At 70.4% G+C, this 15,734-nt stretch carries 16 protein-coding genes and 2 pseudogenes; 6 read left to right on the top strand and 12 right to left on the bottom strand.

Features of this window, described 5'->3' with window-relative positions; all coding sequences use genetic code 11:
• Positions 1 to 255: 255 nt before the first annotated feature.
• The 4 genes and pseudogenes from ACX25U_RS36870 to ACX25U_RS36855 form a co-directional block, all read right to left on the bottom strand.
• Positions 256 to 1,450 (bottom strand): annotated as a pseudogene (locus tag ACX25U_RS36870) (RNA polymerase sigma factor).
• A gap of 8 nt (positions 1,451 to 1,458) precedes the next feature.
• Complete coding sequence (locus tag ACX25U_RS36865; RefSeq protein ID WP_454386499.1) at positions 1,459 to 1,866, bottom strand: YciI family protein; 408 nt, start codon at positions 1,864 to 1,866, stop codon at positions 1,459 to 1,461.
• A 554-nt stretch (positions 1,867 to 2,420) separates the two neighbouring features.
• Entirely contained in the window at positions 2,421 to 2,858 is a 438-nt protein-coding gene (locus tag ACX25U_RS36860; RefSeq protein ID WP_454386497.1) for a cytidine deaminase family protein, read from the bottom strand.
• Positions 2,859 to 2,879: 21 nt separating this feature from the next.
• A complete protein-coding gene (locus ACX25U_RS36855) occupies positions 2,880 to 4,013 on the bottom strand; it encodes an IS630 family transposase (protein ID WP_454386495.1) in 1,134 nt (377 codons plus the stop codon).
• Positions 4,014 to 4,086: 73 nt separating this feature from the next.
• Between ACX25U_RS36855 and ACX25U_RS36850 the strand changes: the two genes are divergently transcribed.
• On the top strand, positions 4,087 to 4,491 hold the full coding sequence (locus ACX25U_RS36850; RefSeq protein ID WP_454386493.1) for an integrase core domain-containing protein: 405 nt from the start codon (positions 4,087 to 4,089) through the stop codon (positions 4,489 to 4,491).
• 358 nt (positions 4,492 to 4,849) lie between these two features.
• Here the strand turns inward: ACX25U_RS36850 and ACX25U_RS36845 are convergent, their stop codons facing one another.
• The 5 genes and pseudogenes from ACX25U_RS36845 to ACX25U_RS36825 all read right to left on the bottom strand — a co-directional run bounded on the left by ACX25U_RS36845 (position 4,850) and on the right by ACX25U_RS36825 (position 9,321).
• Positions 4,850 to 5,182, bottom strand: coding sequence for a putative quinol monooxygenase (locus ACX25U_RS36845; RefSeq protein ID WP_454386491.1), 333 nt, complete (start codon positions 5,180 to 5,182; stop codon positions 4,850 to 4,852).
• Between the two features lie 59 nt (positions 5,183 to 5,241).
• Positions 5,242 to 6,267 carry an NAD(P)-dependent alcohol dehydrogenase gene (locus ACX25U_RS36840; RefSeq protein ID WP_454386490.1) on the bottom strand — a complete coding sequence of 342 codons (1,026 nt, stop codon included), beginning with the start codon at positions 6,265 to 6,267 and terminating at the stop codon, positions 5,242 to 5,244.
• The gene (locus tag ACX25U_RS36835; RefSeq protein WP_454386488.1) at positions 6,264 to 7,019 is read right to left on the bottom strand and encodes a metal-sulfur cluster assembly factor; all 756 of its coding nucleotides are present in this window, start codon (positions 7,017 to 7,019) and stop codon (positions 6,264 to 6,266) included. Before ACX25U_RS36835 ends, ACX25U_RS36840 begins: the two co-directional genes overlap by 4 nt.
• Positions 7,020 to 7,021: 2 nt before the next feature.
• Positions 7,022 to 8,089 (bottom strand): amidohydrolase family protein, encoded by a 1,068-nt coding sequence (locus ACX25U_RS36830; protein WP_454386486.1) that lies wholly within the window; start codon positions 8,087 to 8,089, stop codon positions 7,022 to 7,024.
• Positions 8,090 to 8,238: 149 nt separating this feature from the next.
• A pseudogene (locus tag ACX25U_RS36825) lies at positions 8,239 to 9,321 on the bottom strand (integrase core domain-containing protein).
• A 194-nt stretch (positions 9,322 to 9,515) separates the two neighbouring features.
• Here ACX25U_RS36825 and ACX25U_RS36820 point away from each other — a divergent pair.
• From ACX25U_RS36820 to ACX25U_RS36800, 5 genes are read left to right on the top strand one after another with little or no spacing between them, the layout of a single operon-like run.
• Complete coding sequence (locus ACX25U_RS36820; RefSeq protein WP_454386485.1) at positions 9,516 to 10,055, top strand: RNA polymerase sigma factor; 540 nt, start codon at positions 9,516 to 9,518, stop codon at positions 10,053 to 10,055.
• Positions 10,052 to 10,852: a zf-HC2 domain-containing protein gene (locus ACX25U_RS36815; protein WP_454386484.1), complete on the top strand. Its 801-nt coding sequence runs from the start codon at positions 10,052 to 10,054 to the stop codon at positions 10,850 to 10,852. The genes ACX25U_RS36820 and ACX25U_RS36815 overlap by 4 nt, the downstream gene beginning before the upstream one ends.
• 23 nt (positions 10,853 to 10,875) lie before the next feature.
• Positions 10,876 to 11,670 carry an ABC transporter ATP-binding protein gene (locus ACX25U_RS36810; protein WP_454386483.1) on the top strand — a complete coding sequence of 265 codons (795 nt, stop codon included), beginning with the start codon at positions 10,876 to 10,878 and terminating at the stop codon, positions 11,668 to 11,670.
• Positions 11,667 to 12,977, top strand: coding sequence for a hypothetical protein (locus ACX25U_RS36805; RefSeq protein WP_454386481.1), 1,311 nt, complete (start codon positions 11,667 to 11,669; stop codon positions 12,975 to 12,977). Before ACX25U_RS36810 ends, ACX25U_RS36805 begins: the two co-directional genes overlap by 4 nt.
• Complete coding sequence (locus ACX25U_RS36800; protein WP_454386479.1) at positions 12,974 to 13,570, top strand: hypothetical protein; 597 nt, start codon at positions 12,974 to 12,976, stop codon at positions 13,568 to 13,570. The genes ACX25U_RS36805 and ACX25U_RS36800 overlap by 4 nt, the downstream gene beginning before the upstream one ends.
• Positions 13,571 to 13,658: 88 nt before the next feature.
• Here ACX25U_RS36800 and ACX25U_RS36795 read toward each other — a convergent pair whose 3' ends face one another.
• From ACX25U_RS36795 to ACX25U_RS36785, 3 genes are read right to left on the bottom strand one after another with little or no spacing between them, the layout of a single operon-like run.
• Complete coding sequence (locus ACX25U_RS36795; RefSeq protein WP_454386477.1) at positions 13,659 to 13,931, bottom strand: hypothetical protein; 273 nt, start codon at positions 13,929 to 13,931, stop codon at positions 13,659 to 13,661.
• Positions 13,928 to 14,305, bottom strand: coding sequence for a DUF2255 family protein (locus ACX25U_RS36790; protein WP_454386475.1), 378 nt, complete (start codon positions 14,303 to 14,305; stop codon positions 13,928 to 13,930). The genes ACX25U_RS36795 and ACX25U_RS36790 overlap by 4 nt, the downstream gene beginning before the upstream one ends.
• 33 nt (positions 14,306 to 14,338) lie before the next feature.
• Positions 14,339 to 15,703 (bottom strand): MFS transporter, encoded by a 1,365-nt coding sequence (locus ACX25U_RS36785; protein WP_454386473.1) that lies wholly within the window; start codon positions 15,701 to 15,703, stop codon positions 14,339 to 14,341.
• Between the last annotated feature and the right edge of the window lie 31 nt (positions 15,704 to 15,734).

The following is a 15,734-nucleotide window of genomic DNA, read 5'->3' as shown; positions in this document are numbered from 1 at the left end:
CGACGACCTGGCGAGGGGCGGCAACCGCGACCTGGCCGAGGACCTCCTCGTCGCCGTCCAGGCCCGCCGCGCCGACGCGGGAGGGCTCCGCCCGTCACGGGCGGCACGCTTCAGTTCGCCCTGTTCTCCCCGCCGACGCGGGGGTGTTCCGTTCGTTCAGCGCCTCCACCTGGCCGACCTGCCTCCTCGCTGTGAGGCGACCGCTTGGGCCACGGGGCCGCACCGAGTGCTGCGGGAAGATCCGAGCGCGACCCGTCAGCGACACCGGCGGGCGTTGAGCCGGGCGGCCTGGCGCGTCAGGTGGTCGCGCTCGGCGAGGTTGGGTGCCTTGTGGGCCGCCTCGGCGTACAGCCGTGCCGCCGTCGCCAGGTTGCCGTCGCGCTCGTGGAGGTACGCCGCCACCGCGGCGTGGCGGGGCAGTGAGGCGTCCAGCGCCGCGAGCGCCGCCAGCCCGGCGCGCGGTCCGTCGGCCTCGCCGACGGCGACCGCGCGGTTGAGCCGGACGATGGGGCTGTCGGTCAGGCGCGCGAGCTCGTCGTACCACTCGAGGATCTGCACCCAGTCGGTCTCCTCGGCGGTGGGCGCGTCGGCGTGGAGGGCCGCGATGGCGGCCTGGGCCTGGAACTCGCCCAGCCGGTCGCGGGCGAGGGCCGCCTGCAGGATCGCGATGCCCTCGGCGATCGAGGCGGTGTCCCACCGGCCGCGGTCCTGCTCGGCGAGCGGTACCAGGCTGCCGTCGGGCGCGGTCCGGGCGGCGCGCCGGGCGTGGTGGAGCAGCATGAGGGCGAGCAGCCCCGCCGCCTCGGGGTGGTCGACCTGGGCCGCGAGCCGCCGGGTGAGCCGGATGGCCTCGGTGGCGAGGTCGACGTCGCCCGAGTAGCCCTCGTTGAAGACCAGGTAGAGGACGCGCAGCACGGTGGCGACGTCGCCGGGCTGGTGGAACCGCACCCCGGCCACTGTGCGCTTGGCCCGGCTGATCCTCCCCCAGAGGGGGCACCCCCAGCACCATGGTCGCCTCGGGCACCAGGTAGGCCCGGGCGATCTGGCGGGTGGTCAGCCCGCCGACGGCGCGCAGCGTGAGCGCGATGGCGGACGACGGCGTCAGCGACGGGTGGGCGCACAGGAAGTAGAGCTGGAGGGTGTCGTCCACCGCGGGCGCGGGCCCGGGCGCCGGCTCCTCGTCGAGGAGGTCCTCACGCCGGCGGCGGGCGGCGTCCGCCCGCCTCGTGTCGAGGAACTTGCGCCAGGCCACGGTGACCAGCCAGCCCTTCGCATCCCGCATGGGGTATTCCCTGCTCGAAGAGCTTGGGGAGGGGTCGGCCGGCCAGAGCCGGACCGCCTCGACAAGCGCGTCCTGCACGGCGTCCTCGGCCGCCGCGAAGTCGGCTCCGCGGCGGACGAGGATGGCGAGCACGCTCGGCGTGAGGCTCCTGAGCAGGGCCTCGTTCATCGGAGAGGTCATTCCGTGATGGTGGGCGGCGCGGCCAGGAACGGGCGCACCTCGAGCCACTCGTGGATCGGCTTCCCGCCCGCCCCTGGGGCGGCCGACAGTTCCCCGGCCAGCTCGATGGCGCGCTCGTAGCTGTCGACGTCGATCACCATCCAGCCGGCGATGAGGTCCTTGGTCTCGGCGAACGGGCCGTCGGTGACCGGCGGGCGCCCCTCGCCGTCGTACCGCACGAACGTGCCCTCGGGGGCGAGCGCCTGACCGTCGACGAACTCGCCGGTCCGCTCCAGCCGGGCCGCGAAGTCGTGCATGTACCGCACGTGCGCCGAGATCTCCTCGGGCGTCCACCGCTCCATCGGCACGTCGTTGACCGCAGCCGGAGCGCCGCGGTAATGCTTGAGCAGCAAGTACTTCGCCATCGTGCTTCTCCCCGGTGCTGGTGCGACCCATTGTGGGCCGCGTTCACCCCAGGGACGGAGCCAGTCACCAGTTCTCGACATCACCGTCCGAACTTTTTTCGGGCTCTCGTGGATGAGCCTGGGTGAGCCGTCTCGCGGTGTCCGGATCCCCGTGACCGGGCAGGTCGGCGGCGCAGGCCCGACCACGGCCCTCGCCACCCTGACCACGATGGCCAGGACCCCGACCACAGCAGGTCCACGCGTTGCGCAGCCCACCCGGCCGGAAATGCGCAGGCCCCAAAGCCGCTGCGCACAGCATGCGCAGCGGCCCGGCCGGCGGGCACTGCGGGGACGGCCAAGGCTGCGCATCCCCCGTTCAGGAGGAGGACCTTCGCCACGGATACCGGGTGAGCACGCATCCGGTCGCGCGAGCCGGTCAGCGTAAACGGACTGGGCAGCAGGTCTCCTTCGAACTCGCGCCACTGCTTACCTGCCAGGACGCGGGAGAGGTCGATGTGGAAAAGGCCGACTGGTGCCGCATCAAGCAACGTTCGCCCTGTTGTCGGCTGGCGGTGTCAGCTCGTGCTGAGTGGCGCGGTTTTCTCGGCGTCGAGCTGGTGGTCGGCCCAGACGTAGCTTTCGGGCAGCAAGTCGGTGATCAGGACGGTTCGGATGCGGTCGCCCTCGCCGACGATGACCTTCAGGACAGGGAAGTAGTCGAGAAGGACCTGGCGGCACCGGCCGCACGGGGGAACAACCCCTCGGTCGCGGTCGCCCACGGCGACGATGGTGTCCAGCTCGTAGGCGCCCTGGGCGGCTGCCGCGCCGATGAGGACCAACTCGGCGCAGGGCCCTCCGGTGAAGTGGTAGGCGTTCACCGCGGTGACGATCCGGCCGTCCCGGGCGCGGGCTGCGGCTGCCATGGTGTGGTTGTCGCTCCGGCAGCGTGTGCGAGCGACGTGGGCTGCGGCCTGGATGAGTTCGTGGTCGACGGGGTGGGTCTGCGTGGTCATCTTCTCTGCCTTCGTCGGATGTCAGGCGACGTTGGCCCGCATGACGATGGCGTGCAAGCGAATATCGGCGCTGTGCTTGTTCCGCCAGATGATGTAGCGGCGGATCATGCTGCCCTGCTCCTTGTGGCCGGCATGGTCGGTGCCGTCCAGCGTGAAGTAACGCAGGGCGGTGAACTGGGCCTCGATGCGGTTCAGCCAGGAGCTGTTGGTCGGTGTGTAGGCGAACTCGACGTTGTTGGCCGCGGCCCAGTCGCCGACCCGGGTGTCCTTCTTCGTGGTCAGGTGCGGGGAGAAGTTGTCGAGCACGATCGCGATACGGATCTTGGGCGGGTAGAGGCTGCGCAGACAGCGGCAGAACTCCAAGAACCTCGTCCTGTTCTTCTTCGGCTTGATGTGCCCGTAGATCTTGTCCTTGCCCAGGTCCAAGGCCGCGAACAGGTGCCGACCCCCGTGCGGGCGGGTGTAGGTCGCCCGTCGGCGGGGCCTCGGCTCCCGCTCGGGGTCCTTGTGCTTCCCGCCGCGTTCGGCCCACTGCCGGCCGGGGTGCGGCTGGAGATTGAGCGGACCGAACTCGTCCAGGCAGAAGACGACGTTGGGCTCGCCCTCCTCGGGTATGACCTCGCCGTCGGCCATGGCGTAGAGGTGCTCGACGCGGGCCTTCTTGGCCGCGTAGTCCGGGTCGCGGGAGGTCTTCCAGGTCTTTATGGGTTGATATGACACGCCCTCCTCGCGCAGCAGGATGCGCAGGCCCTCGTGGCTGATGTCGTCGACCACTCCCTCGGCGACCAGGAAGTCGGCCGGCTTGGCCAGGCTCCAGGTCGAAAACGGCAGGCCGTGCTCAGCCGGCTTGGACTTGGCGATCTTCTCGATCTCGTGGCGCTCGGGCAGGGTGAACGTCCTCGGCCGGCCACCTTTGCACTTCGGGTAGAGCGACTCGAAGCCGTCGGCGTTGAAGTTGTGGATCACGTCCCGGACCCGGTCCGCGCTGGTGAACGTCACCTCGGCGATCTTTGCCACGGGCACGCCCTGCGCGGACAGCAGCACCGTCTGGGCCCGCCGCCACGTCATCACTGACCCCGTGCCTCTGCGGATGATCCGCAACAGGCGCTGTCCCTCGTCGTCATCGATCTCGCGGACGCGTACTCGTTCTGCCACCCGGACAGCCTGGCGACACCGCGCCGCCCGAACCAGCATCAGAACGGCGCGTCACATCACTACGGGGCAAAGGTTGTCTGATGCGGCAATAGGCACGCGCAGGGAGTCTCTGCGGTTTCTGCCGCGTGACCGCGACGGCAGGTACGGTGCGGCGTTCGACGCGGTCTTCGAGGCAGAGGAACTGGACGTGATCAGGAGTGCACCGCGGGCGCCTGGGACGACCGCCCCCTGCGAGCGCGTCGTCGGCAGCCTTTGCCGCGAGGTACTCGACCCCATCCTCGTCAGGGCAGAGACGCATGCCCGGCAGGTGCTCACGGCCTGTCAGAGGCACCACGACGAGCATCGGCCCCACCCGGCGCGCAGCCAGCTACCACCCGATGCCCCAAAACAGCCCACCGCGATGGACAGCGGCGCCCACAAGCTGCTGCGCACCCGAATCCTCGGCGGCCTCATCAGCGAGTACAGATACGCCGCGTGACCTGCGGCGACGACTTCTCGAGCGGCACAGGGCAGCGGCGCCAGGCAGTCGGGCCCCTATCTCCGACCGCCGCCGGGCGCTCGCCGAGTTCGGCTACGAGGAGGCCGACCGTGGTGGCCCTGGCGCGAGGGACTGTGGGAGTTCGATGCGGTCTCTCTGCTGTGCACGGCGGCTGTGCCCCTGCTCTTCTCCTGAGATGCACGGATCGTCGCCAGCTCGGCGCCGCGCACCTGAAGCCGTGCCGGAGCCGAGTGGCGAGTAGGGCTACTGCGCTTGCTGTTGAATGGGCTGGATGAATGAGGCTGATGTTCTGCGACTGGGTCAGGCTGTCCGGCGCATACGGGACCGGCCCCAGGGGTCAGCTCTCCTGCGGCACGGCCATCTCACCGAGGCGTGACCAGTCGTCCTGGGGGACGGTCACGTTCACGATGCGGGGCGTCTCCGCGAGGTGACGCGGCAGTGCCTCGCAGGCCGTCCGGAAGTGGTCGGAGCCGACGTGCGCCGCGCCGGCCTCGTCGTCGCGGAACGCCTCGGTCAGGACGTACTCCGCCGGGTCGTCGACGCTGCGGGACCACTCGAACCACAGGCAGCCCGGTTCGGCGCGGGTCGCCCGGGTGAACTCCCCGGTGATCTCGGGCCAGGCGTCAGCGTGCTCGGGCAGGACGCGGAACTTCGCGGTGATGAAGATCATCGATGCTCCTCACAGACGGTGCGTGTGCCCGGCGGCCCGGGCCCTTGCAGTGTTCCCGCTCAGGGGACGAGGATCGCGCGTCCCCGGACCCGACCCGCGTCCAGGTCGGTGAGGGCGTCCTGGAAGCGGTCGAGCGGATAGGGGGTGGTGTGCAGGCGGACCCGCCCCTGGGCGGCGAGCACCATCAGCTCGCACAGGTCGTTGTAGGAGCCGACGAGGTTGCCGATGAAGTTGATCTCGTTGGAGATGATGTCGATGGTCGGCACGTCGATGTTCTCGCCGTACCCGACCACGTGGTAGTCGCCCGCGCGGCGCAGCATGCGCACCCCGTCCCGGGTGGCGCCGCCCTCGCCGACGAAGTCGATCACCACCTCCGCTCCCCGGCCGCCGGTCAGCTCCAGCACCTGCTCGACCTGTCCCCCGTCGGCGACGACGCCGTGGTCGGCGCCGATGGAGCCGGCCAGCTTCACCGCGTCGGGGTTGCGGTCGACGACCACGATCTCGGCGGCCGTCAGGGCTTTGAGCACCTGCACGCCGATGTGCCCGAGCCCGCCGGCGCCGATGACCACGCAGCGGTCGCCGGGCCGCAGCTTCCGGGCCGCCTTGGCCACGGCGTGGTACGCCGTGAGGCCGGCGTCGGCCAGGGCCGCGACGTCGGCCGGCTCCAGGGGGTCGTCGATGCGGACCACGCTGCGGGCGGAGGTCTTCAGGTACTCGGCATAGCCGCCGGCCGTGTCGATGCCGGGGAAGAGGCTCTGCTCGCAGTGGACGTCGTCCCCGGACCGGCACGCCCGGCACAGCCCGCAGGTGATCAGCGGGTGGACGATGACCTTGTCGCCCTCGGCGACGTTGGTGACGGCGCTGCCGACCGCGTGCACCCAGCCGGCGTTCTCGTGCCCGATCGTGTAGGGCAGTGTCACCCCGGACTTCTCTGCCCACTGCCCTTCCAGGATGTGCAGGTCGGTCCGGCACACGCCGGCGCCGCCGATCCTGACGACCACGTCGTACGGGCCGGTGACCGAGGGGTCCGGCACGTCGGTCATCTCCGGGTTGCGGCCGTAGCCGACGACCTGGACTGCTTTCACGAGGCCTTCTCCTTGGGAAGCGTGGCGGGCCGCGGATCCGTGGCCCGGGGGGACTGGTCGGCCGCGGACTCCGGGTAGCGGGTCCGCAGCAGACCGCGGCAGAAGTGGGCGTTGCCGTCGATCGAGATGCGGATCGCGCGGGCGAACCGCAGTCGCAGCGGAATCTCGTCCGGCGGGAAGGGGCGTCCGTCATCGTCGACGAGGACGGGCTCCGAGGGTGCCGTGCCGAGACCGAGCGCCTCGCGCCGGCGCAGCAGCGCGCGGGTCGCGGCGGTGTCGGGCAGGTCGCCGAGCACCACGTCGTGCAGTTTCTCCTCGGTGAGCGCGGGGTCCTGCCGCAGCAGCGCGGTGAGGGCCCGCTCCATCGCCGCGGCGTGGGCCTTGAGCCGGAAGACGAGCCGCAGTTCCTCCAGGCTCTCCTCGGACTCGGCGCCGAACGTACCCCGGTACCCGGCGTCGGCGGCCAGGCCGCGGTTGATCAGGTCGGAGTCGTGGTGGTCGTCGAGCAGGACCGTGACCGGGCCGGCGTCCGGCAGGGCGGCCAGGACGTCCTTGGCGTCGGAGGCCATGAGGTAGGCGAAGTTCGGGGAGCAGAAGGAGGTGGGCAGCCGCAGGTGCACCGTCAGCCCGCGGTCGGGGCCGGCCTCGACGGAGCGGACGAAGCCGAGGTCGGTGATGGGTTCGTCCAGTTCGGGGTCGAGGACCGCGTCCAGCGCCTCCCTGGCCCGCTGCTCCAGTGTTCCGGTGGGCACTGTCACGCCTCATTGGGCTGCGCCGCGACGGAGGCTGCCCCGGCCGGGCCCGTGGCCTCGCTCGCGGCCGGGCCCGGGGCGGTGGCCGAGACCTCGGCCCCGGCGGGCACCGGGATGCCGTACATGGCCGCCGCGTTCAGGCCGAGGATCTTCTTCTTCTGCTCGACGGTGATCGGCGGGTATTCATCCTGCATGTCCTCGGGGATCTGGAAGTCGACGAACCGCTCGATCAGCCATCGGGGCGTCCACAGCGCGTAGTCGCTGGAGAACTGGATGCGGTTCTCGTCCAGCCAGTACAGCAACTCTCCGATGATCTGCGCGAAGTAGCGGGGGCGGGTGTGGATGAACGGGATGGCGACCGCGAGTCCGGCGTGCACGTTGGGCTCCTGCGTGGCGATCCAGCAGAAGTCCTCCAGCCGGGGCAGCCCGCAGTGCTCGACGACGAAGTTCAGCTCGGGAAAGTCCGTCGCGGCCTTGTCGACGTCCGCGACGTCGAAGGCGTCAAGGTCCAGCGGCCGGATCGTCGGCCCCTTGTGGACGTGGATGTTCTTGATGCCCAGTTCCTGGGCCATCTCCAGGTAGCGGTAGGACCACGGGTCGTCCAGCTTGTAGCCGCGCGAGTCGCCGTGCCACTCCGCGGTGTAGAGCTTGGCTCCCTTGAGCTGGAACCGGTCGGCGTCCCGCCGGAGCTGGTCGAGGCCCCGCTCCTCGTACCGGGGGTCCCAGCAGTGGTTGTAGGTCAGCTTGTCGGGGTGCTGCCGGGCCAGCGCGAAGGCCTCCTCGGTCTGCCCGAAGCCGTTGCGGTAGAAAGCACTGAGCAGGGCGGGCTGGAAGATCGCGTGGTCTACGTACCCGTCGACGAAGAGGTCCTTCATCAGCCGCTGCCCGCCGTAGTAGAGGTACTCCTCGTACGGCCACACCTCCGACTCGGGGCTGAGATTGCGGTGGTAGTCGTAGAAGCAGTCGATGAACTGCTTGCCGTGGATGTTGAGCTGGTTCTCGGGGCGTGCGTCCCACAGCGCGATGTGCGCGTCCACGATGAAGTAGTTCTCGCCGTCCTTGCTGTACACGTCGGCCTCCGTCCCTGTGAATGCCTCGTGCCACAAAATCGACGTTAGGCACGGAGCAGGGAGCCTGCGAGTCGTCGGCTGTCTCACTTTGAGACGACCGGCCGGGAGCGCTTCCCGGCCTGTGCCGTTCGGATATTCGTCTCTGCTGGTCAAGCCACGTATCTGTATTCGCCGATCAGGCCGCCGAGAACGCGGCTGCGTAGGAGTCGGGTGGTGCTCAGGTCGGTGACCGGTGCAGGCTGCCGTTCGGCGAGCGGTGGCAGTTGCACTCGGGCCTGATGTGGGCGATGCCCGTTGTAGTGCCGGGCATAGGCGTCGAGCACTCGCCGGGCATGGGTCTCGTTCCAGATCAGCACATGGTCGAGGGCCTCGCGCCGCAGGGTCCCGATGACCCGTTCACAGTGCGCGTTCATCCGTGGGGATCGCGGCGCGGTCCCCAAGACCTCGATGGTCTCGGACTCGAAGACTGCGTCGAAGGAGTCGGCGTACTTGCCGTCCCGGTCCCGGACCAAGAAGCGCAGGGACTCGAGGCGCACGCCCAGATCGATGGCGAGGTCGCGGGCCTGCTGCACCGTCCACCGCGCGGTTGGGTGAGCGGTGACGCCGGCGATGTGCAGGCGGCGTGTGCCGTGCTCGAGGAGGACCAGCGCGTAGACCCGGCGGAGATCCACCAGGTCGATGTGCAGGAAATCGCAGGCAATGATGCCGTTGGCCTGCACCGTGAGGAACTCTCACCACGTGGGCCCGCCTCTGCGGGGTGCAGGGCCTGCGCCGGCAGCGGTCAAGATCTCCCGTACCGTGGAGGCGCCGACCCGATGCCCGAGCCGGGCGAGCTCGCCTTGGATCCTGCGGCAGCCCCAGCGAGGGTTCTCTGCGGCCGGCCGCAGCACCAGCTCCTTGATCGCCTCCGCGGTCCGTGGTCGGCCGGGCCTGCTCCGTCGCCTGCTGTAGTCCCACCTGCGCGCCACGAGCCTTCGGTGCCACCCGAGCGAAGTCCCCGGCGTCACCAGGAACACGTTCGCCCACCGCTGCCGGGGTATCAGCGAGGACAGCGCCGCGAACCACAAGCGGTCCACCGGTTCGTGGCGCACCGGACGCGCGAGCTGTCTGCGCAGCACCGCGTTCTCGTGCCGCAGGGCAAGAAGCTCGGCGTTCTTGGCCGCCTGCCGACGCAGCGCTGCCGGGACCGACAGCAGCTTCCGTGTCACCTGATGCACCAGCGGGACAATCACCTGAGGCATGGTCCCAGCGAGCCCTCGAGCATCGCCAGACCCCTTGCGAGCTGCAGCGACGCGTTTCTGAACGGCACACGGTCGGCTACTCGGACAGCTTTCCACTCGGCGTAAAGCGACGTCACTCTCGATAGTCGCCGAACCGCCCGAGAACCTGAATCGACGGTCGCATCGTCTCCCTGATCGTGAAAAGCGTGGCAGACCCCGACGAGGCAGAGCTCGTGCGTCGCATCGCCTGCGGTGACCGGGCGGCGTTCGACGAGTTGTATCGGCGTACCTCGCCCTGGCTGGCGGTGCGGCTCCGTCGCCGCTGCGCTGACGACGACGTCATCGCCGAAGTGCTCCAGGAGACCTACCTGGCGGTCTGGCGGGCAGCCGGCAGCTACGCAGGCTCCGTGACCGAGGGCAGTGCGGTCGGCTGGCTCTGGACGATCGCCGCGAACCGTCTCGTCGATGCGTTCCGCCGACGAGCCCGGCACGAGCGGGTGCCGACCATTGCCCTGGTTGAGACGACCGCGCCGGCCGCCGAGGACGAGGTGATGGCGAACCGCGTCGACCAGAACCTCGAACAGGCGCTGCTGCGGCTGCCGCCGGAGTTGCGCCAGGTGCTGCAGGCGATGGTGCTCGACGACCTGTCGGTCCGGCAGACGGCGGTGCTGCTCGGCATGCCGGAGGGCACGGTGAAGACCCGCGCGCGGCGGGCCCGGATCGCGCTGCGGGAGGCGCTCTCATGACTCATCCCACCCCCCTGATGCTGGCCCGCTACGCGGACGGCGGGCGCGGACTCGACGATGCCGCACTCTGGTCCATCGAGGTCCATCTCGACGCGTGCGCGGACTGCCGTGAGGAACTCGCCGCAAACGCCACCCCGGCCACGGCGGATCTGCTCGACCGTGTCGCCATCTCGCTCGACCAGGCGATCGAAACGAGCCCGCCTCCGGTCCGGCAACGCACACAGGCAGCGGCCGTGAACCGACGCTGGCTCGCCTGGACGCTGCTGCCCTGGCTCGCGGTGACCGTCGCGGTGCTGGGTTGCGGCGTGCTCCTCAACTCCGCCGAGCCGAGCCTGCCGTCGCTCGTGCTGCTGCTGGCCCCGGTGGCTCCGCTGCCCGGCGTCGCGGTGGCTTGGAGCCGGCGGATCGACCCGGTCTGGGAGCTGATCGCCACCACACCCGCAGCCGGCCTGGCCATGGTGCTGCGGCGCACGTTCGCGGTGCTCGTCGTCGTGCTTCCGGCGTTGCTGGCGGGGGGCGTGAGCACCGGAACCTCACTGGCCCTGACCCTGCTGCCGTGCCTGGCGTTCACTGCGGCCACCCTCGTGCTCGGCGCCTTCATCGGCGTGCGGCGCGCGGCTATCGGACTCGGAGCAGCGTGGTCCACGGCCGTCCTGCTGCCGAGTGTGGCGACCCAATCTCTGTCCCCGGTACTGCAGCCGGACAGCACCGCTGTCTGGGCGGTGACCACCGTGGCCCTTGCCGCGAGCACCCTGCTCGCCGCCCCTCACTTCCACCGCCTGACCAGCGGCAACTGACCCTTCATCAACAGGAGAGCCCCATGCGAGCGGTGAGTGCTGCCGAAACGACCCCCACCCTTCATCCCTTTCCCGTCCACGCTGAAGAATTGCGTGTCCGGGCCGGCCGCCACCTGGCCGTCGACGGCCTCGACCTGACCCTGAAGGCCGGCGTGCATGGTGTGCTCGGACCGAACGGCGCCGGCAAGACCACGCTGATGCGCGCGCTGTCCACCGTCATCAAGCCCGCCGGCGGCTCGTTGACGCTGCTCGGCGCGCAGGTCGACGGCCGCGCCGACCTGCGCGAGGTACGTCGCGGACTGGGATATCTGCCGCAGCAGTTCGGCTTCTACCCGCGGTTCACCGTCCGCGAGTTCGTCGAGTACATGGCCTGGCTCAAGGAAATGCCCAAAACCGCGGTACCCGACGCCGTGCAACGCGCGATCGATCGAGTGGGTCTCACCGCCAAGGCCGACACCAAGATGAAGGCGCTGTCCGGCGGCATGCTGCGCCGGGCCGGCATCGCGCAGGCCATCGTGAACGACCCCGAGCTGCTGCTGCTCGACGAGCCCACCGTCGGACTCGACCCCGAACAGCGTCTCGACTTCCGCGACCTGCTGCGTGACCTCGGCGCCGACAGCTGTGTGCTGGTCTCCACCCACCTCGTCGAGGACGTCGTCGCCGCCTGCACCGACGTCATCCTCATGCACGAAGGCCGACTCCTCTTCCAGAGCACCCCCGACGACCTGATCGCCCGCGGCGGGCAGGGCGACGCGGGCGACAGCCCGGCGGAGCGCGGCTACTCCGCACTCCTGCGTCAGCACCGGAGCAACGCATGAACCGCATCCTCGGCATCGAGCTCCGGCGGTCTGCCGCTCTCGGCGCCGCGCTCCTGATCGCCGTCGCCGGCACGATCGTGCTCCACGCCACTGCGGGGCGATGGTCCACCGGGTGGATGGCGTTGGCCAGGACGCAGCGCGAATACCTCGCGGTTCTCTCGCCCCTTGCGATGGCCGCCGGCGCCTGGCAGTCCTACCGCGGGCACCGGGCGAACGTCGCCGAGCTGTTCACCAGCGTGCCCCGCCCGCGACCGCAGCACATCGTGCCGATTCTGGTCACGACCGGGCTGGCGGTGCTCGTCGCGTACCTGGTCACGCTCCTCGCGGCGGCACCACGGATCGCCGACACGGCGCGTTACCTTCCGTCAGCCGCGTTTGTCGTCGTGGCCGTCGGGCTGGTCGCGATGATCGCCTCGGTCTGGCTCGGGCTGGCCGTCGGACGCCTGGTGCCGGCGCTCGCCACCGCACCCGCGCTGGCCGTAATCGGCTTCGCGCTGCTGATCTTCGCGCCCCACGCCCTTCCGGACGGTGGAGTCACGGCGGCGTTCTCCCCGGCCATGGGGATGAGCATGTTCAGCGACTACGACACCGTCAGCGGCGGGGTCAGCGCCGCCCAGGCACTCTGGATGGTCGCGGTCGCGATGGCCGGTGTCGTGCTCTTCGCCGTCCAAAACCGTAAGTTCGCGTTCACCGCACTGTTGCCGCTGGCAATCGGGGCTACGGCCACGGTCCTGGTCGTGCCGACCGGCGATGCCTACGACCAAGGAACGCTCGACCCGGTCGCCCAGGAACTGGTGTGCACCGACGACACTCCGCGGGTCTGCGTCAGCCGGGCGCACGAAGGGTTGCTGCCCGAGGTGACACCCAAGGCCCGGCACGCGTTGGAACTCCTGTCGAAAACACCGGTCGTCGCGGCACACGAGGACACCACCACGTTCTTTCCTCCCACCTCACCGAGGTCGCGGGCCGACACCGCGCTGATGACGATCGCGGTCGACAAGCACGGTCGCCTCGCCCACCCGGGCCGGCTCGAACCGGCGATGCTCACCGAAGTGTTCACCGGCCCTCTCAGCTGCGGAGACACCCGGAACTTCCAGGTAGCCACCGCTGCGGCCCACTGGCTGCTCGACCGGGAGCCGACCGTCGGTCTCGATGGCCTCGAATTCGAGGACCCGGAGGCCGACAAGCTCTGGAAGGGTCTGAAGGCACTGCCGCGAGCCGAGGCCGACGCCCGGGTGACCGCCGTCTACCAGGCCGCCCAGAAGTGCCAGGACACCACCGACCTCCTGACCCGGAGCGCGCGATGAGAGGACTGATGCTCTACGCCCGCTCGCGTCGGGTGCCGGCGGCGCTCGGTGCGGCGGTCGCGGGCATGGCCATCGCGTGGCTGCTGGCGGCGGTCTTCAGCGACAAGGGCGAGGTGAGCAGCGCCGTACTCGTCCTGACGGTGCTTCTCCTCGTGGCCGTCGTCACCGCCACGCTCGGCGGCCCCGACGACACCCTGGACCGCACGGCGGCGAGGCCGTGGGCGTGGCTGCGGATGTCCCACCTGGCCACGGCCCTGGGATGCGTACTCCTGCTCCTGCTGGCCACGCTGCTCACCGGCACACGATTCGGGCCGTTCGGATCTGTCATCCGCGACACGGCCGGCCTACTGGGCCTGACCGCCCTGGGTGCAGCCACGGTCGGTGCCGCCCGGTCGTGGTTCGTGCCTCTCGGGTGGACGCTCGACGCGGCGGTGTTCTCGGGCACGGGCACCGCGGGGGAGGCGCTGACCTGGCAGGCGCAGGCGCCCGGAAGCCGGCCCGCGGCCGTGGTCGCAGCAGTGCTCGCCGTCGCCGGAACCGCCGTCTACGTGAGCCGAGGCCCACGCCCCCGAACGTCGTCGGAGAACGTCTGAACGGACGGGCCTTGATGGCCTCTGAGGGATCATTTACGGGACAACCCCAGGGGGATTGCAAAGTCTGATGTTCATGCGTCGGTGCTGGTCAGCCGATTCCCAGGAGGGCCAGGGGGTGCTCGAAGGGGCGGAGAGCCATCTCGCGCAAGCCGCGAGCGATGTTGGTGTGTCCTGCGGTGCGGAGCTGGTTGATAGCGAAGCTACGCAGGGTGGCCATGTTCTCCGGGCCGTGCCCGGTGCGGATCTTGGAGGCGTCTTCGCGGAAGGCGGTGTCGCGCACGAAGTGCAGCCGGTTCTCGATCACCCACGAGAACAACGGCCACGAGGACTGAGCCAGGTCGAGGCGCCGGCCCTCGCTCATTGTGGTAGGAGCTTGAAGGTGGTGGCTCGGGCCGGTGCGGCGACCATGGGAGTGACATAGGTGCCGCCGTAGCGGTCGTACTTGGTGCGGTAGGCCGCATCGATCCGGTCGTTGATGCCGGGATCACTCTCCTCGGCCAGGGCGACCTCCTTCTCGATACCGCCGGCAGTGATGCGGGCTTGGTGGCTGGCTCGGGCAGCCTGGTACCAGGCACCGTCGGTGCCTCGGTAGGAACGGACATACAGGTTGTCGCCGTCGCGGACGACCCAGATCGGTACTGGCCGGCGCGGGGTGCCGTCGAGGCGCAGCGGCGCGATCCGCAGTTCGTCTGCGGCGGCGATCCTCTCCAGTTCGTCGCCGGTCCAGGGGATCATCGGCGGTCTCCTCTCGTGGGGTTCCAGGTTCGGTCAGGGGCGCGGAGCGGGTGCCAGGGATGTACTAACCGCCGTGGCCGTGAGGGCCACCGCTGCGGCGATGAGCAGGCTGGTGCGCATGCCGATCAGGAAACCGCCCGGCTGGGCGAGCAGGGCGCCGAAGACGGCGACGGCCAGGACGCCGCCGACCTGCCGGCTGGTGTTGAACACGCCGCTGGTCACCCCGGCCCGGTGGGAGGGAACGGCGCCCAGCAGGACAGCGGTGACCGGCGGCATCACCAGCGGCCCGGCCAGCCCGACCAGGACCATGAGCGCAGCGACCGCCCACACCGGTGCGGAGGCGGATGCGAGGGCGAGGAACACCAGCCCGGCGGTCATCAGGGCCAGGCCCGTGCTGACGAGCGCACGGGCGCCGATCCTCTCCGCAAGGCGTGCGCTGAAGGGGGTCAGGGCGGCACCGATCAGCATCATGGGCAAGAACGCAGTCCCGGTGGCCAGAGCGGACAGGCCCCGCTGCTGCTGCAGGTACAGGCTGATCACGAACGGCAGCCCGTAGTAGCCGACGATGAACGCGAACCCGACGGCGACGGCGACGGTCACGGTGCGGGAGCGGAACAGGTCCAGCGGCATCATCGGATGGCTGCCGCGGGCCTGGGCGGCCAGGAAGGAGGCGAGCGCCACGGCGGCCACCCCGAAGGCGGCGATCACCGGGGTGGCGCCGAATCCCGCGGCGCCGGCTTCGATCGCCCCGTAGGTCAGCCCGCCCATGGCCAGCACCGCAGTGACCTGGCCCGCCCAGTCGAACGGGACACGCCGGTGGGGCGAGCGGGGAGTGCGGGCGAGCAGGAGCAGCGCCGCCGCACCGACCGGGACGTTGATGAAGAAGATCCACCGCCAGGACAGCAGGGTCAGCAGCCCTCCGAGCACCGGCCCGGAGGAGGACGCCACCGCGCCGCCCATCGCCCAGATCGCCACCGCGCGCGCCCGTCGGCGGGAGTCGGGGTAGGCGTGGCCGATCAGTGCCATGGAGGCCGGCATCATCACCGCCGCCGCCGAGCCCTGTACGAGGCGGGCGGCGACCAGCGCGCCAAGGTTCGGGGCCAGGCCGCAGGACGCCGAGGCCGAAGCGAACACCGCCAGACCGGTGCCGAACGCGCGGCGCGCGCCGACGCGGTCGGACAGCGAGCCAGCCGACAGCAGCAGCGCGGCGAACATCAGGGTGTAGCCGTCCACCACCCACTGCAGGCCGGTGATGCCGCCGCCGAGGTCGTGCCGGATCGAAGGCAGCGCGATGTTGACGACCACGGCGTCGAAGGTGATGACGAAGAAGCCGAGCCGGCGGCGATAGCGTCGCCGGGGCCGCGCCAGTTGACGTCGTGGTCCTGGTGCCCAGCGCAAGGGCCGCGGCGGCCTGGGCGAGCCACGCCAA

It is taken from the genome of Streptomyces sp. JNUCC 63 (assembly GCF_054366325.1).
Note: the sequence above shows the minus strand (reverse complement) of the source record. Positions and strands in the feature narration are given on the sequence as shown.

Bases quoted from the DNA above. Each gene is read 5' to 3' on its own strand.
- ACX25U_RS36865 (WP_454386499.1), bottom strand. From the start codon at position 1,866: ATGGCGAAGTACTTGCTGCTCAAGCATTACCGCGGCGCTCCGGCTGCG.
- ACX25U_RS36790 (WP_454386475.1), bottom strand. From the start codon at position 14,305: ATGATCCCCTGGACCGGCGACGAACTGGAGAGGATCGCCGCCGCAGAC.
- ACX25U_RS36810 (WP_454386483.1), top strand. From the start codon at position 10,876: ATGCGAGCGGTGAGTGCTGCCGAAACGACCCCCACCCTTCATCCCTTT.
- ACX25U_RS36805 (WP_454386481.1), top strand. From the start codon at position 11,667: ATGAACCGCATCCTCGGCATCGAGCTCCGGCGGTCTGCCGCTCTCGGC.
- ACX25U_RS36815 (WP_454386484.1), top strand. From the start codon at position 10,052: ATGACTCATCCCACCCCCCTGATGCTGGCCCGCTACGCGGACGGCGGG.
- ACX25U_RS36800 (WP_454386479.1), top strand. From the start codon at position 12,974: ATGAGAGGACTGATGCTCTACGCCCGCTCGCGTCGGGTGCCGGCGGCG.
- ACX25U_RS36860 (WP_454386497.1), bottom strand. From the start codon at position 2,858: ATGACCACGCAGACCCACCCCGTCGACCACGAACTCATCCAGGCCGCA.
- ACX25U_RS36845 (WP_454386491.1), bottom strand. From the start codon at position 5,182: ATGATCTTCATCACCGCGAAGTTCCGCGTCCTGCCCGAGCACGCTGAC.
- ACX25U_RS36795 (WP_454386477.1), bottom strand. From the start codon at position 13,931: ATGAGCGAGGGCCGGCGCCTCGACCTGGCTCAGTCCTCGTGGCCGTTG.